Genomic DNA, 21,695 nt, shown 5'->3' with positions numbered 1-21,695 from the left:
CATGCTGACTTAGCTGACGCCGTGTCAGGCGAACCTGACGGTATTTCATGGCTTTCTTCGTATGACGTGGATTGGGGAGCGGATGGCCCTCGGGTGTCGAGCGGATCTGCGGGATCGTTCGGAGTCGGCTTGTGTCAGGGCTCGAGGGTGACCTGGACGGTGATGGTCTGGCCGCCGCGTTGGACGGTGGACGGTGGCACCGACGCGGTAAGGCGGCCGGTGGGTCATCGCCGTCGGTGACGGGGCGTTGGGTAAGCAACGGGGCTTCACGGGCCGGTGTCCCAGATCTCGGGTCCTGCTCCGCGTCACTTGATCATCGGGTCGTTCAGCCGCACTTCTTCGGGGTCCAGGCCGGCTCGGCGCAGGAGTTCCAGCAGGTCGGCCACGTCATAGGCGACGCCGAGGGGTCTGGCATCCACATGGAGGCGCCGGCCGCCATCCACGGACGGTGGGTGCACCACGATGTGGGGTCCGAGCCGGTCGGTCATGGGCCCAGCTTGCCGCCCTTCGGCGTCGTGCGCCCGCTGGCGTACTCCCGTGATGCTCAGTGCGGAGTATGCGCGGCCCTGCCTCGCATATGCGCGGTTGAGTCATTCTTGGCATGTGCCTGATGTAGAGGTCGCTCGGTCGCCGAAATGAACCGAACACGGGTATGGACACCGGCCCGAAGGGGATGTGGAGTCTCGTGATGGCGGCCATGCCTCCTGAGAGCTGCGTGAATGAGGAACCCCCGTCCGCTTGCCGGCGGGGGTTCGTTACGGAGCGGGTGACGGGAATTGAACCCGCGCTCTGAACTTGGGAATCAACGGCGCCTGAGGTCACCATTGAGGGGCTGACCTGCGTGAACGCGGGCTTTGAGGCAGGGCCGGGAGTGCCGGAGGGTACCCGTCTTGACCGTGATTGACCGCCCGTTAGGGCACGCGGAGGGCACAGCCTCGTCCACCGCCAACGAAGTCCTCAGCCTGGCCGCCTCCGGCGAACTGCACGCCCGCCACCCCCTCGCCCAGGCCATCGTCGCCCACACCGAAGAACAGCACCTCCACGCGCCCATCCACCAAGCCTGCGAGGTCGTCCTGGGCATGGGCATGCGCGCCGAACTCGACGGCACCCGGCTGCTCGTGGGCAGCCCCGCCTTGCTGCGCCAACACGGCGAGAGTTGCCCGCGAGACGCTTTCGTCTCCGGCTGCCTGGCGGCGGCTACCCTGTGCTGTCTCGGGTCTGACGGTCCAGGAACTCGACCAGCCGAGGCTCCGAATGTGCAAGCCGTTCCCGTTGCTCACGGGAAAGCGGAGCGAGGGCGTCGACGAGGACTCGCTTCCGGGGGATGTGCATCATGTTGCCGGAGTAGATCCGGCAACCGGAACACCAGGCGAGTCCGACGCATCGCTCGAACATGGAGGACTCGGGTGGATGGCAGCGGTGCTGGTACGAGCGGACGGGCGTTCCGCAGGCGGCGCGGATCCGTCGATCCCCGTCGCGGACAGTGTCCCAGGTTCCGACCTTGCGCCAGCGCTGCCGCCCGGCCGGTGCTCTTCAAGTCGTCATGCCGAGCATTCTCTCCCACGGCGAGTCGCCCGGTCAGGCAGGGGCACTGGTGGCATGCGAAGGGTCCGTGTTTCGAGGAGCGGGGAGTGTAGCGACGGGCAGCGGTTTGCGGGCGCTTATCGCAAATCTGCTCGAGGGGGCGGTGCTTATGCGGGACAATTCTGTGGCCGCATGTGCTCTGTCACGGTGTGGTTGTTGCTTTCGTGTAGCCGACGAACTGGCTTTCCGATTTCGTGACGGATTCGTCGCTCTCCGTGCATGTGAGGGGTTAGGGTCGGCATGCGAACGGGCCCTGAGGTGGCGTCCAACCTTCCCACAGGGCCCGTCCGTTCATCTGTGCCCACGAAGCAAGGAGAACAGCGTGCCCCCTCGTCCGCGTCCCGCCGGCCTGGCGCTTGAAGCGTTGACCAGCGGATTCGAAGTTAGCATGCACCACCTGCGCGAACAGCAAACATCTGCGGCCGTCGACACAACTGTCAAGGTCGGTGGCGGGGCGTTCGTCGCCGTGGCATCGCTCGGGCTCGTGCTCATCTACGGGCCGGCGGCCGCGCCCGTAGCGGCCGTGATGGCGCCGCTGGCTTTGGTGGCGAACCGCTCCTACCTCAGGTATCGCGCCTTGCGCCTGCGGTAGTTGCTCCCGGGACCCGGCCGGCCACAGTGCGGTGGTCACCGCCCAGGCCGGGTCCCGGCACCGGCGGGCGATAAGTGCTCCAGCGGTTTCGTTCCGGTGGATGTCATGAAAGAGCCCGCTGCCGCGCCACGAAAGACACCTGCGCGTGATGCCGCCTCCGGCGTTCACGCACCCCTGTTCGCCCACACGGAACTTCAATGACGAAGAACGAACAACCCCTCTTCTGCCGGAACTGCAACCGTCCCTTCAAACGCCCCAAGCCCACCGGCCGCCTTCCCAAGCACTGCAGCAACCGCTGCCGCAGCGCCTTCTACCGCGGCCGCACCGTCCTTCCCACCGCCCCGCGGAGCTACGACGACGATGCCGTACGCCTCACCCGGGCCCTGCTGACCAAAGCTCAGGCACTGGCCCACCGGGCACAGCACCCAGTACCAGCCCTGCCGCTCGAGTGCCTGGAAACCTGCGTCGCCATGCGCCGGGACCTTGACGACACGATCGCCGTCGCCCTCCGGCAGGCCCTGGCGAAGGGAGCGAGCTGGCCGCAGATCGCCAAAGTCATGACCACCACGGAGGGCACCCTCAAAGGGCACTACTCCGCGGAGAAGGTCGACAAGATGCTCAACGACCGCGCGCGCCGCGGACCCACCCGCCAACGACAGCCCGCAGCCCTCCAGAACACCAAGAGCCCACCCACCGTCGGACAGGTCAACCGGCTCCTGCCCGGCCAGCCCGGCTATCCCCTCTCACGCGCCCTGTCTTACCTGCGCCGCACCAGCGGGAGTTCAACGGTCAGCGGCCTTGCGATCAATAGCGGGGTGTCGACGTCCTACATCTACAGGATCATGTCGGGGGAGCGGATTCCCACCTGGCAGGTCACGGCCGACTTCGCCCGTGCCTGCGACGCGGACCCGGACGACTTGGTGTTCCTGTGGAACACCGCCCACGCCGTGACCGCACTGCCGCCCGCCGATAACTACCCGGAAGCCGTCCGGACCCTCCAGGCCGCCCTGCGGGGACTGCGCCTGGTCTCAGGCAATCCCGACATTCCCACCCTGCTTCGGCGCGCTGCGGCGGCGCTGACCGCACGGGCAGCCGCCGCGCTCCTGGCCGGTGAGCCTCCGGCCGCCTGCTATCTGCGCTGGCCGGTAGTCAAGGCATTGACCAACGCCCTTCAGGGCGACCCGGAGGCGATCCGGCCCCTGTGGGAACGCGTCGAAGCTGCCGGTCCCCCTGACGACGACGGACCCAGGTGGCCGGCGGCCGCCTTCGGCTGATCACGACTCTGCCTCAACGACCACGCTCCATACCGATCTGCCCCGGGGGACCTATGCCGCCCGCACCATCCACCGCCGCCGGCACGACATCGCACACCACCTCCGTGCGCCCCCCGCTCGGCGAGCAGGCCATCACCGTGGTCCTGCCCGCCGACTTCGCAGCGTTCTGCCAGCTCCATCACGAGATCTACCAGCACTTCGCCCAGCAGCTCCTCGTCGACCACGACACCGCTGCCGATGCCGTCCAGCGCGCCCTAGGCGATCTGGCGGCCTCCTGGACCCAGGCCCTGGCCGGCTACCGCACCACGGCCATCGCCTGGGAAGCCCTCACCGGCCGCATCCGCCGCGCCCGCACCCCTGCCAGCACACCAGCAAGCGCCCTCTACTCCTTCGTCCCGGCCGCCGAAGCTGACGCCGCCGTCCTCCACCGCGTCATCGGACTCAGCCTCGCCACAACTGCGGACACTCTCGGCACTGAAGCGACCACCGTCGCGTCCTTGCTGGCCACCTTCGACCGCCGGCTGGCTGGGGAGAGTGCCGTAGCTCTCCGGGCATGCTGGCAAGCGGCCACCCATCGGTGCTGCGTACACATCGGTTCCCGTTCTGGCTTACCGCGAGGCCTCCCAACGGCCACAACCGTCTGACAGAGCGGCTCGCCGACAACCCAGGACACGGCTCTCGGGATGGGGTCGGTGCGGTTCCGCGGCAGCTGGCGGCCGGCACCTGGGTGCCCAAGCGATGTCCACCGCGGTCAACAAGGTGCGCAACGACGGTCTGCATCTCCTGGACGCGGACATCGGCCCCGATACCGTTCCCACCGAAGCCTGAAAGCGGAGTGGGTCACGATGAAGAACGCTAGCGCCTCCCGGCCAACATCAAGGGCCGGACCCTGTCCGACAAGTCCGGCCACAGCTACCGCTTCGGCAACCTCCGCCTCAACGGCCACAGTCAGATCCGTGTCCACACCGGCATCGGCCACGACAACCGCCGGGACGTCTACCAGGACCGCCGCACCTACGTCTGGGACAACACCAGCGACACCGCCGCCCTGCGCAACGACCACCGTCGCGTCGTCGATGCCGAAAGCTGGGGCCGCCGCGGTCACTGACCGGCCCTGAACCGGCCGGCGAGCTGTACCGCTCACGGCCACAGCGGTGCGCCGCAGGCCCGTGCCTGCGGCGCACCGCTGCGGTCCCGCTCAAAGGAGCGGACTGCGGCCGACGACTGGGGCTATCCCAGCTGGTACTCGACGTCGGTGATCTCACAGCCGGCGGCGAGTTGGCGCACGGGGCTGCGCTCAGAACGGCCGACAGTCAGCGACCAATGGAGTTTGGTGTTCAAACGGTCGCAGAGACATGCACCGTGCTTCGGCCGCTGATGGCTCTGTATAGCGTTCGGCCTGATTTCGTCAGGGGTGTACGCAGGTGGCTGAGTTGTCCTGGCACCAGCCGCCGGGTGGGTGGTCCATCTCGTAGAAGCCTTGCACCAGCCCGATGAGGACGGCGATGGAAAACGCGAGGCAGGCGGCAAGTCCCACCCAGAGGGCGATCTTCTTGACCCGGCGACGGTCGACAGGCTTGGAAGCGGTCCTCGGCGGCTTGGGCGGTGATGCCTTTGGAGCGTTCGGGTCGTGAGGATGCCCGCCGGTGTGGCGGCCGACGTAGCGGCGGGGGCTCATACCGTGGTCCGCATCTGTCCCGAGCTGCCCTTCACATCGAAATCACGGGCCAGTCCTGTGGAGTTGAGGCGCGCGAGGTCGGCTTGCTCCAGCTCCATCTCGAAAGGGCCTCCGAAGGCTGTCTGGGTACGGCGGTGCTCGCTGGGAACACCCCAGTCGTAACGCTTCTGCACCTCAACGTGGTACGTGACCTGGTCCCCGTGCTTCTCGCCGACCGTCCGGTACTGGAAGTGGTTGAGTCCGTAGTACCAGTCCATGCTCTTGTCCCCGTCCTTGGGGTTCGGCGCGGTCGACTGCCACTCGGTGGTGAAGGGGCCGTCCGGCCGTTTGCCGACGTCGTTGGCCATGGTCTTGTCGAGGTCCCGTTGGAACTGCGGCATGTCGTTCAACATCTGCTGGGGTTCGACCTCGACCGGCTTTCCGCTGCCGTCCAGGTAGTGCTGAACCAGGCCGGCGGTGGTCTTCCAGCCCCGCGCGTTTGCCAGTGCGCCCACGTTGTTGAGCTGGTTGCGGACCATGCGGTCCTTCACGGTCGGTTCGAAGACGTTGTACTTGCGGTCCTCGGTCTCGAAGTTGCGCACCGTACCGAAGATCACCTTCAGGCTCAGGGCGATCCACTCGTCGTTCTCGGTCGCCGTGCTCAGAACCTGCTTGGCGCGCCCCTCGAGGGAGTTGGCCGTGCGTTTGCTCTCATCGAGGATCTCCTGCGCATCGGGGGAGTCCGGGTCGTACATCACCGAGTACTGAACGCTGCCGTCGTCGTTGATGGTCATCCCGTGGCTGAACGCTTCTTGCTGAAGCGACCTCGCCTCGTTCTGCAGCCCCTCGAAGCCCTTGACGCCGCCACTGCCCTTGGCGCCGTCGGCCTCCTCGTCGAGGAACCTGCGCAAGCTCTTGACCTCGGCGTCCAGAGCGTCAATACCCGTCTGTATTCGGTCGCAGTACTCCTGCGCCTTCCGACCGCCCTCCCCTCGCCAATGATCGGCGTGCAGCTTGCGGACGACATCGTCATGGAAGCCTTCGCGGGCCTCCTTGATCTGCTTGTGGACGCGGCCCCAACGGTCGGCGAACGTCTCCAGGCCATTGACGTCCAGCTCCAGGAGCTGAGTAAAGGTGACCACGATTCCCCCTGGCGCTCAGCGGTAGATGTTGGCGAACGAGGACTGGATCTGACTCTCGTTCTCGACGTAGGCATCCGCGCTGCGCCGGAAGCTGTCGGAGGCGTAGTCCAGCCGGCCCGTGACTTCCTTCACGAGCGCTTCCCAGCGCTCCTGCATGTCATCGATGCTCTTCACGAACGACCAGCCGGAAGCTGCCCTGCCCAGGTCCTCATTGGCATCTTCAGCGACACCCCTGGTCTTGCGTATCGTCTCGGACGCCACGTCGCAGGCCTCCGCCCGGCCACGCAGGAAGGAAGGCGAGACGCCGACGTCGGGATCTGTGCCCCAAGGGGGCGGAAGGTGCGGCCCCGAGGGGGAGGGTGTGGGCTCGGGCTCCGGAGCGGGGCCGGGCGGGGAGGGCTGGGGGTCAGGGTCAGGAGTCGGGCCGGGCGTTGGGGACGGCGTCGGGCCAGAGGTCACGGAATAGGCAAGCCTCGGGTCAACAGGTTCACTCATGACCGTCTCCTCAGGATGCTGCCGTAGCGTCTCGCCTCTGTACCGAGCACGAGGTTCCTCGCAAAGCGACAGGTCGGCAAAGTATTGAGTTTAGCTACCTGGGAGTCGAGCCCCGAGCGAACAGGCCATCAGGGCCCCTGGCAGGAGGCCAGCTGTGCAATCACGCGTTGAACGAACGCGCGCTGCCCATGCTGCTGGCCCCATGCGTCCGCTTCGGGGCCAGCAGACAGCCGGGATGAATCCCAGCCGGACCGGACTTGTTGGCTACACCCGCTCGAACTCCACGTCGGTGCTCTCGCAGCCGGCGGCGAGCTGTCGCAGGGTGTCGCGTTCGGTGCGGTCGATGGTCAGCGACCAGCGGAGCTTGGTGCTCACCCAGTCGGACAGGTAGGTGCACTGGGCGTCGGCGGCCGGCGGCATCCACTGGGCGGGGTCCTGGTCGGCTTTGGAGCGGTTGCTCTTGGCGGTGACGGCGACCAGGGAGCGTTCGGCGCCGAGGTCGTTGGCGTATGCCTGGCGCCGGGCTGCGGTCCATTGGGATGCGCCGGAGTCCCAGGCTTCGGCCAGCGGCACCATGTGGTCGATGTCCAGGCCGGACGGCCCCTGGACGGTCGTGTCGTCGTAGTAGGAGCGCCAGGTTCCGCCGGTGATTTTGCAGCCGGCTCCGACGGTGGGCGCTGTGGCGGCTTCGGCGAGGAGGACTTCCGCCCTCGTGTTGCAGCCGTCCTTGTCCTCGTCGATCCAGTGCTTGAACTTGGTGCGCTCGTAGCCGTCGCGGGACTCGGCGGCCTGGGGGAGGGCTTCGATTCCGTCGTGCAGGCTGAGCGTCTCGGCCGCATGAGCGGTGGTGGTGGCGGTGGTGAGGGGCAGCAGGGCGAGGGCCGCGGCCGCGAAGGCGCGGGCAGTCGTCTTGATCATGATCTGTTGATAGCGCCGTAGCGTCGGTTGTCGCGCGGGAACAGGGGTGGTGGTCACTCGGGGGAGTGGCTAGTCGTACCGGGGCAGCGAAACGCGCCCGGCAGGGTTACGCGACTCCTCTAGCCGGTGGAGTTCAGGTAGTGCCGGGGGCGAAGCTGTCGCCGGTCAGGGGTGGGCGGCGCTGGTCGGCGTAGGCGCGGACGGTGACGCCGGCTTGGCCGGGGGTGTGCCAGGGGGCGGAGGGCCCGCTGGACAGCCACAGCCCGCCGAGCACCGTCGCGGCCTGGATGGCGGTTGCTTCGTCGGCCGCGGTGATGTCGATGACGACCAGGCCCGGCTCGCACAGGTGCTCTTCAGAGATCTCCATGGCCAGACAGACGCACCGACCGCTGGGGGAGTTCGTCACGACTGCGGAAGTCACTCGGACGTGGGCAGGCACTTCCATGTAACTGTCCGCGGTGCGAAGACGTGCTTCCGTACTTCGGTTCCACGTGACGCGGCCTGGTGCGATGGGGAGATCCATGGAGCTGACTTCACCTCACTTGCCCTGGGGCTCCGTGCTCTCCGCGCGCCGCCTGACCGCTCTGGCCTGCCCGCTGCTGATCCTGTCTGCAGCCGCGTGCACTCCAGAGAGCTATCGACACCGACGCCGACGGCGAGGCTGTGCTGCTGTCTCCGATCGCCAAGCACCGGCGGACCTACCACTCGGGCCAGATCCCGGAAACGTCACTACCTGGCGAGCAAGCTCCGGGTGCAGCGGCAGAAGGCAGGCGAAGCGCGTTCGCAGATGACCAGGCTCTCGGACTGGCCGATCAGCATGTAGCGACCGCACGCTGCCCGGCCCGTACGCGCGCAGCATCTCCTCCAAGCGGCCGCGGTGCTGCTGGGCGAACTCCGCCTTTCCGCAGGCCCACCGACCAACGGCCCAGACCCGTATGGGCCTGCCGCGTCGCCCCGCACACTGTTGCCGCTACGTTCGCCGTGTGGCCCGGTCACGGCCGCGGACTGCGGCGCACCGACCGGACGGAGGTGCGCCGCAGCCAAGCTCCTCAAGGAAGTGCTCCTGGCCGAGGCGGTGAAGAAGTCGCGCCAGCCCGGCAGCGAGGTGCGCAGCGGTATTCCCATCAGGCGCAAGGCGATCGCTCTAGCAGTCCCTGCCTCAGGTCCCTCCAGTGGTTGGTGCGGCTGAGGGCGCAGATGTCCGCTGCGGCCCGGCCCGCGTCGATGTCCCACAGCCGCGCCGACCCGTCGGTGCTGTCGGTCACGATGCTGCTCCCGTCTGGGCTGAATCCCACGGAGTACACCCAGTCTTTGTGGCCGCTGAGGACGGCCGTGGTCCGCCGTGCCGTCACGTCCCAGAGGCGGACGGTGTTGTCGTAACTGGCGCTGGCCAGGGTCTGCCCGTCCGGGCTGAAGGCGACCGATTCAATGTTGTTGGAGTGGCCTTCTAAGGTGCCGACCGGTTGCCGGGACGCCACGTCCCACAGGCGCACCACGAGGCCCGCTCCTGCGGTGGCGAGTGTCTTGCCGTCGGGTGAGAACGCGACCGTGAACAGGGCGGGAGCACGGCCGGAGAAGGTGGCGACGGGATGCTGCCGGGCAATGTCCCACAGTTGCACCGTGCTGCGGGTTCCGTAGTCGCTGCCGTTGTACGTGGCGGCCAGCGCCCGGCCGTCAGATGAGTAAGCAACGGCGGACAGTCCCCCGGTCCTCCCCCTGAGCACGCCCTTCATCCGGTGGGTAGCCATGTCCCACAGCCGCACCGTGCGCTCGTCGGACACTGTGGCGAGCGTCGTCCCGTCCGGTGAGAAGGCCACGGCCGCGGAAGCGCTGATGTGCCCCTTGAACGTGGCCACCGCGTGGCCGGTGGCCACGTCCCAAAGCCGCACGGTGCCGTCGGTCTGGACGGAGGCGAGCCTCCGCCCGCCCGGGGAGAACACGAGACCCGAGGTGAGCTCGGCGGAGGTGGCGAGGGTGCGCAGCGGTCGTGGGTTCGTAGCGGACCAGAGGCGCAGTGTGCGGCCGGCGGTTGCGATCAGCCGGCCGTCGGGGGAGAAAGCAATCGATCTCACCGCCTCCCGGCGACCGCCGAAGGCGGCAGTTGTCTGGTGGGAGCGGGTGTCCCGTAACCGCACCGCTCCCTCGTCTGCGCTGTCGGGGGCGGCCAGGGTGTGGCCGTCCGGGGAGAAGCCAAGCGCGCTCGTCCCGTGGACGCGCGCGCTGATGACGGCGGTACGGCGGCGGGCCTTCACATCCCAGAGCTGTACGTGGTCATCGCCGCTGCCGGTGGCCAGGGTGCGGCCGTCCGGGGAGAACGCCAGCGTCGCGGTTCCATCGTCGAAACCGGTGAGGATGGCAGAAGTGCGGCGAGTACCGATGTCCCAGAGCCGTACGGTCCGGTCACCGCTCCCGCTGGCGAGAGCGTGTCCGTCGGGGGTGAAGGCAAGGGAGCGGACGGGTTCGGTGTGGCCGCGGAGCACGGCCGTGGTCCGCCGCTCGGCCACGTCCCACAGGCGGACGGTGTTGTCACCGCTGGCGCTGGCCAGCGTGCGGCCGTCGCGCGAGAAGGCCACCGCTACGACATAGGCAGAGTGCCCGACAAGGTCGGTCACCCTGTACCCGGACCGTGCGTCCCACAGGCGGACGGCCGCGCCGGTGGCCGCGGCCACGGTGTGGCCGTCCGCGGAGAATGCCACCGACCTCACCCAGTTCGTGGGGCCCGAGAGGATCGCGGTGGTGCGCTGGGTGCGTAGATTCCACAGGCGCACGGTCCGGTCGTTACCTCCGCTGGCCAGGGTTCGGCCGTCTCGACTGAAGGCAAGCGAGGTCACCGCGTCGGTGTGGCCGATGAGTGTGCCGAGCAGCCGATGGGTGCTCGCGTCCCACAATTTGACCGTCCGGTCCTCGCTCCCGGTGGCGATCGTGCGACCGTCGGACGAGTAGGCCACGGCGTTCACGAAACCGCTATGCCCGGTGAACTGGTTGGCTCTGAAGGCCGAATGAGCGCTGAGCAGGCTGCCTCTGGCTGCGGCGGTGTGCGCCCGCTGATAACCCTTGAGCGCGGTGAGTGCCGCTGCCTCGGGCTGTTGTTCGCGCAATTCCCCGGACTGGGCGGCGTACTGGCGGGAGACCGCCACCTGGCGCTGCTCTTCCGCGTCCGATCGCTGTTGGAATGCGATGCCCATCGCCAGCAGTGCGCACACCAGAAGGGTGACGAGGGTGATCACGGCGTAGCGGGTGCGGCGCTCGTGGCGACGCCCAGCGGTGATCGAGGCATCAAGGAAGGAGGCTTCCTGTGGGTTGAGTGCCTCGTGGCCAGGGCCTGTGAAGGTTTCCTCGGCTTGGACTAGGCGTGAGCCGCGGTAGAGAGCGCCGGGGTCTCGATCGAGGTCGTGCCAGGTGGTGGCGTCGCGGGTGAGCCGGCGGTGCAGGCGCAGGCGGTCGCGTTCCTCGTTGATCCAGCTCTGCAGGCGAGGCCAGGCGGTGATCAGCGCCTCGTGGGCGAGGGAGACCTTGCCGTCGTCGAGGGCGATCAGGCGCCTGTCAGCAAGCCGGTCGAGGACCGCGTCGCTGTCGTCCCCGGCACAGGTGCCGTCGGTGGCGAACTCGGAACGTGGTGTCGGGCGGTGGGTGTCTTCGGTGCCGCTTCCGGGGACGATCAGGCGGAGCAGGATGCGGCGGGCGAGCCCGGCATGGGCCGGGGCGAGGTCGTGGTAGGTGTCCTCGGCGGTCCGGGCGATAGCGCCGTGGAGGCCGCCGGCCGCTTCGTAGGCCTGGATCGTCAGTGCCCGGCCGCGTCGGCGGCGCCAGGTTTCCATCAGGGCATGGGACATCAGCGGCAGCGCGCCGGACTCGTTCTCGACGTCCTTGAGGATGCGGGCGGTCAGCTCACGTTCGACGATCAGGCCTTGGGCGGCTGCGGGTTTGACGATGGCTTCCCTGAGTTCGCCGGGCGCCATGGCACTCACCGGCAGGGCTGCCTCCCGCAGCACTGTGGTCAGGCCCTTGTGCTCCAGGCACCGGCCGTAGAAGTCCGCTCGTACCGCGAGGACAACCCGCAGGCGGCTGGACGGGTCACGGGCTTGAAGGAGAGCCTCGAGGAAGGCAGCGCGCTCGGCCGGGTCCTGGCAGAGGGTGTAGAGCTCTTCGAACTGGTCGACGACAAGCCAGGTGTCGGCCTGCGAACCAGGTGAGTCCTTCGGTGTCAGACGCCGGTTGTCAGCGGAGGGCGGGTGCTCGCCCGGGGTGAGGATACGCACGGCTGCCGGCCGCAGGGCGGGATCGTCTGTGTGACGCAGGCGGGGCACGAGGCCTGCGCGCAAGAGGGAGGATTTACCGCCTCCGGAAGCTCCGACGACGGCTGTGACGCGGTGACCGCGAGCTAAGTGCAGGAGGTCGTCGACGAGCTGGTCGCGGCCGAAGAACAGCTCCGCGTCCCCTGGTTCGAACCGCGCCAGCCCCCTGTAGGGCGGATCGGCGTCGTCATCCCCACGGGGCAGCTGGGTCAGTTCATCGTTCACCTGCTCCCACTGGCTCTGCCAATGCGTCGTATCCCCGCGGCACACCTCCACGAAGGCCATCAGCACGGGCAGGGTCGGCAGCCGCTCACCCGCCGCAGCCTGCGACAGCGTCGCCGCCGAATACCCCGCACGCCGTGCCATCGCACGGTATGCCGGTGTGCCGGCCTCATCGCGGAGCTTGCGTAACTCGAACGCGAACCGCTGCACCGGTCCGGCCTGCGGATCGATCGGATTCTCCGGACGCCCCATGAACCCTCCCCCTCGGGTCACCACCACCCTAGGCACCCCGCACAGGGGCAGCAACGGCACCACTGCCCGCACCAGTGGATCTGGGCCGATTGATCATTGCAGCTCAACAGGGGTGCCAAACGACTTTCCGGCACGGTGAACTCGATGTCGTCGGACCGCCACCCGCTCCGGCCAACGAGCGGTTCGTCGCCATCTCAACCACTAAATGAAGGGAAGCACATGCGGATCAGCAAGAACGGCACTGCAGGCACCGTGGCAGGCGTAGTTGCGGTGCTCGCCATCGGTGTCGCCGCGCCTTCCGTACAGGCGGCCACCAACGAGGCTCCGGCGCGTGCGGGGGCTCCTGCATGACCAGCTTGGCGGTCACCTGCGGGGCTGCGCGAGCGGCGGGTGCTGCTTCCCGGGGCAACCCGGCTGCCAGGCAGTGGCGTACGGACCGGTAGTGCGCAAGCGCCTGGTGGCCGTGAGGGCGGTGCCGGCTTCGCGCCAGGCGCCGCGGCCAGCCGCGCTTCCTACCGCAGCACTCACCGGGCCGGAATCGTGGTGGCCATGCAGATCACACACCTGGACGGGCGAGGCCCCGTCACCGCGGTCATCCGCTCGATCGGCGCCCGCCACCCCGGCGCCCACGACCTCGTCACCGACGGCCTGTACCTCGACCTGCGGCATGCTCTGCGCAACCCCGCCGACGACCCCGCCATGCGCTACCTCACCGGCCTGGACACCAAGGTCTACGCCCACGTCCTAGCTACCTCCGGGGCCCGGGAGCTGATCACCCGGACCGCCGTCCAGCTCCGCACGCTGGCCGACGAAGTCCCCTGGGGCCGTCTGGTCCGCCTGACCGTGGCGTGCCAGGGAGGCCGGCACCGCTCCGTGGCGGTCGCGGAAGCAGTCGCACGCCGCGCTTGGGCCGCCTGGGGCGGTGAGTGTGGCGTCGAGGCCGAGCACCACCACATCGACCACCCGGTCCTGCCCGCCTCCGACTAGCGCCGGCTGGCCTCGCAGGCCGCCGTCGCCGGCGCCCCGTCGCGCGGCTTCGGATGTTCACCGGCCAAGGCGGTGACGGGCATTCAGGTCGCTGGAGTCTGAATCCGCGTCCTCCTCGAACTCCACCGCCGTGCCATGGCAACGGCTGTCCCGCCCGCCGACATCAGCAACCCGGTCCCACCAAAGATCAACGGCAGCAGCCACAGTGAGGCGAACCCGTTGATCCGCGCATCCTCGGGGGAATCGGCGCGGTACAGCACCTCGACCCGTTCACCCTTCTCGTATGAGGGCGGATTGGAGCCCGTCGAGCTCTGGAATCGCCTCGGCATGCCATCGGCGGACGTGAACTCGACTACCGGGTATGCCGCGGGCGGGTGGTTCTCCCCGTGGTCGTCCTCGCGCCACTCCAGCGACACCACTGAGCCCCGGGTCCGCTTCGCGTCCGACAGGAATGAGGCCGACGCCCCCGCCAGGACCAACCCGAGGACTAAGAAAATCACCCCGAGCGCGATCAGAATAATCGCGATAAACCGGCGGGTAGCCCGCCCACGCGCCTGAACCTCAAACTCCATGTCGGAACTCCTTTGGACGGTTACTGGTCGGACAGGTGGTGCTGGTGGTTTGTGCGGCCCTCGCGTCTCAGGACGCGGCGGGCGGCTGCCAGCCAGCGGTCCTTGCGGGCCTTGGCTTCGCGCAGGCGGTCGGTGTTCTGCTGGATCAGGCGGTGCTGGATGCGGGTCTCGGCCGCTGCCCACACCTTCACCAACCGAGTCGGCTTCTGGCAGGTCACGTCGGCGCGGGCGGTGGCGAGTTCGGCGGGTGTGATTTCGGCCGTTTCCCAGCGCTCGTTGTCGGCGGCGGCATAGGGGGCCGGGTAGTCGAAGCCGATCTTGGCCATGCAGGTGTGCCATCGGTGCAGGGCGTGGCGTACTTCGGGGGTGCGTCGGGAGGTTTCCAGGGCGGTGCCGGTCAGCTGGTTGAAGGCGTGGAAGTCGAGGGGCGCAGTGTCGCCGCCGAGTTGATGGTCAGCGGCTTTGAGGCAGCCGCCCTTGCCGGAGGGCCCGTAGGCCGCGCGCTGTACCTCGGCCGGGAGTGCCGCGCGTGCGTCCCAGGCGCGGTTGCGCCGTACCACGGATGGCGCCTCGGGGTTCGGGCTGTAGCCGTTGCGGAGGGCTTCGGCCGGTCAGCGGAAACGGAGCGAGCCGGACGTGCCGCCGAAGTGGGGCTCCGACTTGCCCGGTGCCAGGGAGAAACTGGCGCCGCGGTAGTTGGCGTACTGGTAGAAGACGGCGGTGCGCCTACCGGTGTTCCTGGCGGAGCCGATGTCGTCCCAGCCGCCGGCCGCCAGCTTCGGCATGCTGTGGGTGAAGGCCGTGTACCTGCCGTGGAAAGAGGGGTGTGTGTAGACGTTGACCTTGGCCCGGCCGGCCTCGGGCGGGGTGGCGGCCCGGTAGCCGTCGGCGGAGGCCGGCAGCGCGGAGACGAGGGTGAGTGCGGCAGCGGCGGCTACCGCAGCGGCTGTACGACCGATGGGCATGATGGACTCCTCTGGAGGTTGATTGCCGGAAGATGCGGATGGCGCGTTCAGCCCTCGTGGCTCAGGACGCGGCGGGCGGCTGCCAGCCAGCGGTCCTTGCGGGCCTTCACCTCGTGCAGGCGGTCGGTGTGCTGCCGGATCAGGCGGTGTTGGACGCGGGTCTCGGCTGCTGCCCATACCTTCACCAACTGTGTCGACTTCTGGCAGGTCACGTCGGCTCGGGCGGTGGCGAGTTCGGCCGGGGCGGGTTCGGCCGTCTTCCAGCGCTTGTCGCCGGCGGCCGCGTAGGGGTCGGGGTAGTCGTAGCCCGCCTTCGCCATGCAGGTGTGCCACCGGTGCAGGGCGTTGCGTACTTCGGGGGTGCGCCGGGAGTTTTCCAGGGCGGTGCCGGTCAGCTGGTTGAAGGCGTGGAAGTCGAGTGGAGGGGTGTCGCCGACGAGTTGGTGCTGGGCGGTCTTGAGGCAGCCGCCCTCGCCGGAGGGGCCGTAGGCCGCGCGCTGTACCTCGGCGGGGAGTGCCTCGCGTGCGTCCCAGGCGCGGTTGCGCCGTACCACGGATGGCGCCTCGGGGCTCGGGCTGTAGCCGTTGCGGAGGGCTTCGGCTTCGTCGGCTCCGTATCGTCGCAGGTTCGGCGGCTCGGCGTCCTGGGCGTCCACCGGGGGCAGGCTCTTCCAGTCCATGCCCCGGTCCTTCATGCACCGGCGTATGAGGATGTCCTGCGCGTCTTCCACGAGGTGGGTCTCGGCCACGCTCGGTGCGTAGGCGTCCAGGGGAAGGCGGAGCTGCCTGGCCTGCCGGGACACCGGCGGGGAGTGCGGGGTGGGTGTGGGTTCGTGCTCGGCGGCTGTGCAGGCGGTGGTGGCCAGGAGCAGCAGGGTGAGCGCGGCGGTGTTCCGGGTGTGGGAGGGCGGCATGGTGGCCTCTCGTCGTGCAGCGCGTGATACGCGGTGCGCGTGGAGTGGGGCGGCGGGGCGGGGCAGGGCGGGATGCGGTCCCCCGTGGCCGCACCCCGCCCGTCAGCAACGCGCTGTCCGTGGAGCTCAGGACTTGCTGTTAGCGGAACATGACGGAGGTCGTGGTGTCCGGCAAGCCGCGGTAGCCGAAGTGCGCCTCCCGGTCGCCTCCTGCCAGGGAGAACTTGGCGCCGGTGCCCTTCTCGTCGGAGGCGAAGGTGACCGTGCGGGTGCCGAGGTTCTTGGCGGAGCTGATGGTGTTGTCCCAGCCGTCCTTGCTCAGATCCCACTTGGACGACGTGAAAGTCGTGTTCCGGCCCTCGTAGACGGCATGCTGGAAGACCTGGACCTTTTTGCTGGCCATGAGCGCCCCGAGGCCGGCGGTGTGGTGGGCGGCCACCGTGTGGGACCGCTCGACGGACGGCTGCGCGTCGCTGGCAGAGGCCGGCAGTGCGACACCGAGGGTGAGGGCCGCGGCGGCGGCGCCCGCAGTGGCCATGTGGCGAATACGCATGATGTGTTCCTTTGGCTAGTGATCACGCGGGATGCGTGATGCTCGTGATCGATTGGGTCGGTCCGCCCATGCCCCGAAGCGGGGGAGGAGCGGCCTGACAACATCGAGTTCACCCGCCGCAGTGTTGATTAGCACCCCCTCTCAGCTGCACTAATCAATGAGCCCGGGGCTGCGCTTGATCTCGGCGCCGTTGTGGCCTGGTGGCGCGGTTCCTAAGCTGGCGGGCAAGTACAGAAGATCTTTGGGGGACTCGGGTGGGGCGTCCGGAGAATCCGATCGATCCGCAGGACGGACCGGTCCAGCGTTTCGCCTATGAGTTACGCAAGCTCCGGGACGAGGCGGGTGCGCCGGCCTACCGGGCCATGGCCCGACGAGCGGGGTACTCCGCGGCAACGCTGTCGCAGGCGGCCGCCGGCGAACGCCTGCCGACCCTGTCGGTGCTCCTGGCGTACGTGCGGGCCTGCGGCGGTGACGAGGAGGAGTGGCGACGCCGCTGGACGGAGGCCGACGAGGCGGTATCCCAGCAGCCCCGCTCGCCGGAGGACGACACCGATCCGCCCTACCGGGGGCTGGTCCGCTTCGAGCCGGGTGATGCGGAGCTGTTCTTCGGCCGTGACGAGCTGACGGCCCAACTGGCCGGCACCGCCCGCCGGCACCGTGTCACCGCGCTGGTGGGTGCCTCCGGCAGTGGCAAGTCCTCACTGCTGCGCGCCGGGCTCGTCCCCGGCCTGCGCCACGCAGACGGTGCCGCCCACCAGGCGCCGGCCGCTGTGCGCATCCTCACCCCCGGCGCACACCCCATGGCGCATCCCAAACGTCTGGAGCCGGCCGCCGGGCCCGGGGAAACCTGGTTGCTGGTGGATCAGTTCGAAGAGCTGTTCACCGTCTGCAACGACGAAGCCGAACGCGGGGTCTTCCTGGAGCGACTGCTGGCCGCGCGCGACGAGACCAGCCGACTTCGCGTGGTCCTTGCCGTACGGGCCGACTTCTTCGGCCACTGCGCCGCCCACCGGAACCTGGCGGCCGCTCTCAAGGACACCGCAGTGCTGGTCGGCCCCATGGACAAGGACCAGCTACGGGCAGCCATCGTGAGGCCGGCCGTATCCCGAGGACTGATCGTCGAACGGGACCTGACCACCCGCATCATCAAGGACGTCGGGGACGAACCCGGCGCCCTGCCGCTGATGTCCCACGCTCTGATGGAAACCTGGCGCCGCCGGCGAGGACGAACGCTGACCACCCAGGCCTATGAAGCCGCCGGCGCTCTGCACGGCTCCATCGCCCGCACCGCCGAAGACGCCTACCACCAGCTCACACCAGACCAGGCCACCCTCGCCCGCCACATCCTGCTCCGCCTCATCGCACCGGGAAACGGCACCCAGGACACCCACCGCCCCACCGCCCGCACAGAATTCACCACCACCGAGCCCCACACCCAACGAGCGCAGACCGAGACCGACGCGGTTCTCAACCGCCTCGCCCACAGCCGGCTGCTCACCCTCGACGACGGCCACGTCCGTCTCACACACGAAGCACTGATCACCGCCTGGCCCCGGCTCCACAGCTGGATCACCGACGAGCGCGACCGCATCCGCCTGCACCGCCAGCTCACCCACGACGCCACCAGCTGGCAGGAACTCGACCGCGACCCCGGAACCCTCTACCGCGGCACCCGACTCACCCGCGCAGAAGAAGCCTTCGCAGACCAAGCACGCAGCGCACTCAACGCACTCGAAACCGCATTCCTCGACGCCGGAATCGCCGCCCGCGTGACAGAGCGAGAGCACGCGGCCCGCGCGGCACGCCGCTCACGCCGAGCCGCCGCGGCCGTGGCCGCGTTATGTGTCCTTGCCCTCATCGCCGGCACCATCGCCGTCCAACGAGCCGTCACGTCCAACGAGCTTCGTGAGTCGGCACGATCCCGTGAACTGGCGGGCCAAGCAGCGGATGCGGCAACCGACCAGCCGGAGGCCGCGCTGCTGACAGCACTGGCGGGCTACCAACACGCTCACACCGACGAAGCCCGCTCCGCCCTGATCAGTGCGTATGCCGAGTACGGTGCCAACCGCCTTGGCGGCCACACCCGTAACGTGACCACTCTGGCCTTCGCCCCCGACGGCCGCACTCTGGTCACCGCCAGCGACGACCACACCGTCAAACTCTGGGATTCCACCGGCCACCGTCTGCTTGCGACCCTCGTGGGGCACGTCGCCGGCGTCAATGCGATAGCCATCGCACCCGACAGCCGTACCCTGGCTACCGCCGCCGACGATGGCACGGTACGTCTGTGGGATCTCACCACGCATCGCGCCAAAGCTGTCCTCACCAGCCACAAGGGAGCGGTCAACGGTGTGGCGTTCAGCCGCGACGGCCATACCCTCGCCACAGCTGGCGCCGACAAAACAGTCCGCCTGTGGAACACGTCCTCACATAAGCCGAAGGAGACTATTACCGGGCTTAGCGGGGCGGTCAACGCCGTGGCCTTCAGCGCCGACGGACACACCCTCGCGATGGGCGGGGACGACAGTAGGACCAGGCTCTGGAGCGTCAACACCCACCGGTGGACCTCCACTGTGACCGGTCACGGCGACGCCGTGACCACCGTGGCCTTCAGCCCCGACGGACACACCCTCGCCACTGCCAGCAACGACGGCACCGCGAAGCTGTGGACAGCCTCCGGCCACAGACTGAAGAAGACCCTGTCCGTGTACGACAGCGCTGCACCAGCACTCGCCTTCGCTCCCGATAGCAGGCAGCTACTCACAGCCAGACCGGTAGGCACGGGCGGAGTTTCAGTGTGGGACACAAGAACCGGGCACAAGACCGCAAGCCTGGGCGAGCCTCCGGTCCGTGCGGTGGCATGGCGGCCGGACGGCCGCACTGTCGCGTCCGTCGACACCTCGCGTCACACGCGCCTGTGGGACCTGCGTACGCATGAGGTGACCTCCTCCGGCTTCTTCTCTGACCCGGACATGATCTCCGCCATCGCACTGCGACCCGACAGCAACGTCGTAGCAACAGCCAGCTTCGGGGGAAAGATCACCTCCTGGGATACCGCCCGCCGGCGCCTTACCAGCGCCTTCCGCACACCACCCGCTTACGTGACAGGCAACGCAGCCTTCACTCGTGACGGCCGAGTCCTCGCCACAGCCACCAACTCCAAGACGATGCTGTGGAGCTATCCGACCGGCCGGCTCCTGGCCACGCTTGACAGCCATAACACCACCGTCACCGACCTCGAAATCTCCGCGGACGGGCGCACCTTGGCCACAGCCGGATACGACCACACCATTCGTCTGTGGAACTTGGCCACCCGACACACGATCTCCGTGCTCACCGGGCACTCCGATTCGGTCCAAGCGATCGCGTTCAGCCGGGACGGTAAAACCCTGGCTTCCGCCGGTGACGACCGCACCATCCAACTGTGGGACGTCACCACCGGCCGACGAAAGGCCATCCTCACCGGACACACCAACACTCTCTTCGCCATCGATTTCAGTCCGGACGGCAAAACCCTGGCCTCCGCCGGCGACGACCGCACCATCCGCCTGTGGAATGTCGCCAGCCACCAGGCACGGGCAACCCTCACCGACAACAGCGGAAGGATCACCTCCGTCCGCTTCAGCCCAGACGGCAACACACTGGCCACGGGCGGGCCGGGCCGCACCATCCGCCTGTGGGACCCCGCCACCCACCGCACTACCGCCACCCTCACCAGCTACCGTGCACCACTCCCAGACGACCCGGACTCCTATCTTCCGAAACTGGATTTCACCCCCGATAGCCGCACCCTCATCAGCGTGGGTGGTCCCAGACTCCGGCTCTGGGATCTCAACGCCGACCACATCGCCACCCGCGTCTGCCGACAGAGCAAAGCGAACCATTGGGGAGAACTGATTCCCGCGCTACCGGAAGAAGGGCCCTGTCCCTGACCTGCCCGGCCAGTAGAAGGCCCCGCGTCGGGCGTCCGGGATCTGAAGGGACACCGTGGGGATGTGAACGACGTGGAGTTCAGCCTTGACGGCAATACCATCGGCACTGCCTTTGCGACGGGTCTGGCTGGTCCGCTACATGGCCGATGGCCGATATTCCGGCGTCGGCCATGCTCCATGGCCGACGGTGGCTGCCCAGTCGCGGCGTTGCGGCGCTGTGATGGCCGTGTCCGACGCGCAGCGCATAAACACTGCTCACCTGTGGGGTACCCGGGGTGGGGTAAGCAATCGGGTATCCGCTGTGCGGGGTGGTGCCCGGGGTATCCGGGACGCAAGCGCGCCGGTCTTCCTGGCCTCCAGCGGGAGGCAGTCCGGTGACTCACCACCTGATCAAGCGCCCGGAGCAGCGGTACCAGTGCTCTCGGTGCCGGGCCGCCTTCCTGACGAGGGAGGAGTGTAGGCCCTGGGGCGTGGGCCGCTGACCGCGAGCAGCGAAAGCCCCCGAGCTTCGCTCGCCCCTCTCCGTGGTCTGGGGCCGGCGCGCCGCCGCTCTCGGAACGCGGCTGCGGGTGCCGCTGACGAGACCTGCCGGCCATACACGGGGCTCGCCAGGTGGGGCACGTTAACGCCTTCCTGACGTTCGTGCAGGAACTGGGCGTTTCCCTGAGTGCGTGTTGTCCGGTAACTGCACGCAATGAACTGGAGTCTGTACGGACTCCAGAAATGCAGATGGGAGAGGTTCACATGCTCAGGGCGAAACACCGCTTAGTGCTTGTCGGCTCCACGGTCAGTGCGGCGCTGCTGATGGGCGGAGTGACACCAGCTCACGCCGCGTCCAGGGACAATGTCGGCGAGATGATCGCCATACCGTCTGGTGAGAGCCAGGCTGCCACGTATGCCCGAGTATTGCACCGGGCCCAGGAGATACACGCGTTTACGCCGGCTAACAAGAAGTGCACAGGAGTCTGGAAGCACAGCGTGGCCAATGTCGACTGGGACAGGACGCCGCGCGGCACGGTCCGGTGGAGTTTCAAGCTGACCGGTCGAGCACGTGCCAAGCTCGGGCCTGCCGTGACTGTTTCCATGCCCAATGCCTGGGTCAACAACCACAGCATCAATGCACCCTATGGGCCCCACTCCAGGGTCAGCACCTATGACTTCCACGGCAGCATGAACAAGTACAACCGCAAGGGCAGCAGCAAGAAGCACACGATCAGGACCAAGAACAAGATCACGTTCTTCTGGCTCATCAAAAGCCACAGCAACCCCAGGGCCGGTGCTACGCGCTACATCACCTGCCAGGTACCGCCCAAGAACTCGGGCTGAGCCAGGGGAACCGAC

Annotated in this window: 21 protein-coding genes; 8 read left to right on the top strand and 13 right to left on the bottom strand. The window is 68.2% G+C overall.

Annotation, left to right across the window (positions count from 1 at the left end; all coding sequences use genetic code 11):
* Positions 1-305 precede the first annotated feature (305 nt).
* Positions 306-488, bottom strand: coding sequence for a hypothetical protein (locus STRNI_RS00215; RefSeq protein WP_109886405.1), 183 nt, complete (start codon positions 486-488; stop codon positions 306-308).
* A 423-nt stretch (positions 489-911) separates the two neighbouring features.
* A complete protein-coding gene (locus STRNI_RS00210; RefSeq protein ID WP_204165795.1) occupies positions 912-1,145 on the bottom strand; it encodes a hypothetical protein in 234 nt (77 codons plus the stop codon).
* A 761-nt stretch (positions 1,146-1,906) separates the two neighbouring features.
* Between STRNI_RS00210 and STRNI_RS00205 the strand changes: the two genes are divergently transcribed.
* The 4 genes from STRNI_RS00205 to STRNI_RS00190 all read left to right on the top strand — a co-directional run bounded on the left by STRNI_RS00205 (position 1,907) and on the right by STRNI_RS00190 (position 4,558).
* The gene (locus STRNI_RS00205) at positions 1,907-2,176 is read left to right on the top strand and encodes a hypothetical protein (protein WP_162596797.1); all 270 of its coding nucleotides are present in this window, start codon (positions 1,907-1,909) and stop codon (positions 2,174-2,176) included.
* 197 nt (positions 2,177-2,373) lie between these two features.
* Positions 2,374-3,450 carry a helix-turn-helix domain-containing protein gene (locus STRNI_RS00200; protein WP_109886403.1) on the top strand — a complete coding sequence of 359 codons (1,077 nt, stop codon included), beginning with the start codon at positions 2,374-2,376 and terminating at the stop codon, positions 3,448-3,450.
* A 104-nt stretch (positions 3,451-3,554) separates the two neighbouring features.
* Positions 3,555-4,094 carry a hypothetical protein gene (locus STRNI_RS00195; protein WP_109886402.1) on the top strand — a complete coding sequence of 180 codons (540 nt, stop codon included), beginning with the start codon at positions 3,555-3,557 and terminating at the stop codon, positions 4,092-4,094.
* A gap of 230 nt (positions 4,095-4,324) precedes the next feature.
* Positions 4,325-4,558, top strand: coding sequence for a lamin tail domain-containing protein (locus tag STRNI_RS00190; protein ID WP_338149803.1), 234 nt, complete (start codon positions 4,325-4,327; stop codon positions 4,556-4,558).
* Between the two features lie 300 nt (positions 4,559-4,858).
* Here STRNI_RS00190 and STRNI_RS00185 read toward each other — a convergent pair whose 3' ends face one another.
* The 6 genes from STRNI_RS00185 to STRNI_RS00160 form a co-directional block, all read right to left on the bottom strand.
* Entirely contained in the window at positions 4,859-5,128 is a 270-nt protein-coding gene (locus tag STRNI_RS00185) for a hypothetical protein (RefSeq protein ID WP_109886401.1), read from the bottom strand.
* Complete coding sequence (locus STRNI_RS00180) at positions 5,125-6,249, bottom strand: hypothetical protein (RefSeq protein WP_109886400.1); 1,125 nt, start codon at positions 6,247-6,249, stop codon at positions 5,125-5,127. The genes STRNI_RS00185 and STRNI_RS00180 overlap by 4 nt, the downstream gene beginning before the upstream one ends.
* Before the next feature lie 15 nt (positions 6,250-6,264).
* The gene (locus tag STRNI_RS00175) at positions 6,265-6,510 is read right to left on the bottom strand and encodes a hypothetical protein (RefSeq protein WP_277410263.1); all 246 of its coding nucleotides are present in this window, start codon (positions 6,508-6,510) and stop codon (positions 6,265-6,267) included.
* 498 nt (positions 6,511-7,008) lie between these two features.
* Complete coding sequence (locus tag STRNI_RS00170) at positions 7,009-7,662, bottom strand: HNH endonuclease family protein (protein WP_277410262.1); 654 nt, start codon at positions 7,660-7,662, stop codon at positions 7,009-7,011.
* Positions 7,663-7,795: 133 nt separating this feature from the next.
* The gene (locus tag STRNI_RS00165) at positions 7,796-8,029 is read right to left on the bottom strand and encodes a DUF6207 family protein (protein WP_277410261.1); all 234 of its coding nucleotides are present in this window, start codon (positions 8,027-8,029) and stop codon (positions 7,796-7,798) included.
* 757 nt (positions 8,030-8,786) lie between these two features.
* On the bottom strand, positions 8,787-12,431 hold the full coding sequence (locus STRNI_RS00160; protein ID WP_277410260.1) for an nSTAND1 domain-containing NTPase: 3,645 nt from the start codon (positions 12,429-12,431) through the stop codon (positions 8,787-8,789).
* 219 nt (positions 12,432-12,650) lie between these two features.
* On the opposite strand from STRNI_RS00160, the gene STRNI_RS00155 reads away from it, so the two are divergent.
* Together STRNI_RS00155 and STRNI_RS00150 are read left to right on the top strand one after the other, a co-directional pair.
* Positions 12,651-12,782 (top strand): hypothetical protein, encoded by a 132-nt coding sequence (locus STRNI_RS00155; RefSeq protein ID WP_277410259.1) that lies wholly within the window; start codon positions 12,651-12,653, stop codon positions 12,780-12,782.
* 198 nt (positions 12,783-12,980) lie between these two features.
* A complete protein-coding gene (locus STRNI_RS00150; protein WP_277410258.1) occupies positions 12,981-13,418 on the top strand; it encodes a RapZ C-terminal domain-containing protein in 438 nt (145 codons plus the stop codon).
* A gap of 83 nt (positions 13,419-13,501) precedes the next feature.
* On the opposite strand, the gene STRNI_RS00145 is transcribed toward STRNI_RS00150, so the two are convergent.
* From STRNI_RS00145 to STRNI_RS00125, 5 genes are all read right to left on the bottom strand, one after another.
* Positions 13,502-13,990, bottom strand: a complete 489-nt coding sequence (locus tag STRNI_RS00145; protein ID WP_251083089.1) for a DUF3592 domain-containing protein — start codon at positions 13,988-13,990, stop codon at positions 13,502-13,504.
* 20 nt (positions 13,991-14,010) lie between these two features.
* Positions 14,011-14,550, bottom strand: a complete 540-nt coding sequence (locus STRNI_RS00140; RefSeq protein ID WP_277410257.1) for a hypothetical protein — start codon at positions 14,548-14,550, stop codon at positions 14,011-14,013.
* A 51-nt stretch (positions 14,551-14,601) separates the two neighbouring features.
* Positions 14,602-14,955: a beta/gamma crystallin-related protein gene (locus STRNI_RS00135; protein WP_251083087.1), complete on the bottom strand. Its 354-nt coding sequence runs from the start codon at positions 14,953-14,955 to the stop codon at positions 14,602-14,604.
* 47 nt (positions 14,956-15,002) lie between these two features.
* Positions 15,003-15,869 (bottom strand): hypothetical protein, encoded by an 867-nt coding sequence (locus STRNI_RS00130; RefSeq protein WP_277410256.1) that lies wholly within the window; start codon positions 15,867-15,869, stop codon positions 15,003-15,005.
* 139 nt (positions 15,870-16,008) lie between these two features.
* On the bottom strand, positions 16,009-16,422 hold the full coding sequence (locus STRNI_RS00125) for a hypothetical protein (protein WP_277410255.1): 414 nt from the start codon (positions 16,420-16,422) through the stop codon (positions 16,009-16,011).
* Between the two features lie 254 nt (positions 16,423-16,676).
* Between STRNI_RS00125 and STRNI_RS00120 the strand changes: the two genes are divergently transcribed.
* Together STRNI_RS00120 and STRNI_RS00115 are read left to right on the top strand one after the other, a co-directional pair.
* Complete coding sequence (locus STRNI_RS00120; protein ID WP_277410254.1) at positions 16,677-20,354, top strand: nSTAND1 domain-containing NTPase; 3,678 nt, start codon at positions 16,677-16,679, stop codon at positions 20,352-20,354.
* 723 nt (positions 20,355-21,077) lie between these two features.
* Positions 21,078-21,680, top strand: coding sequence for a hypothetical protein (locus tag STRNI_RS00115; protein ID WP_277410253.1), 603 nt, complete (start codon positions 21,078-21,080; stop codon positions 21,678-21,680).
* Positions 21,681-21,695: the final 15 nt, after the last annotated feature.

Origin of the sequence: Streptomyces nigrescens, from assembly GCF_027626975.1 — a bacterium.
Taxonomy (GTDB): Bacteria; Actinomycetota; Actinomycetes; order Streptomycetales; family Streptomycetaceae; genus Streptomyces; species Streptomyces nigrescens.
Note: the sequence above shows the minus strand (reverse complement) of the source record. Positions and strands in the feature narration are given on the sequence as shown.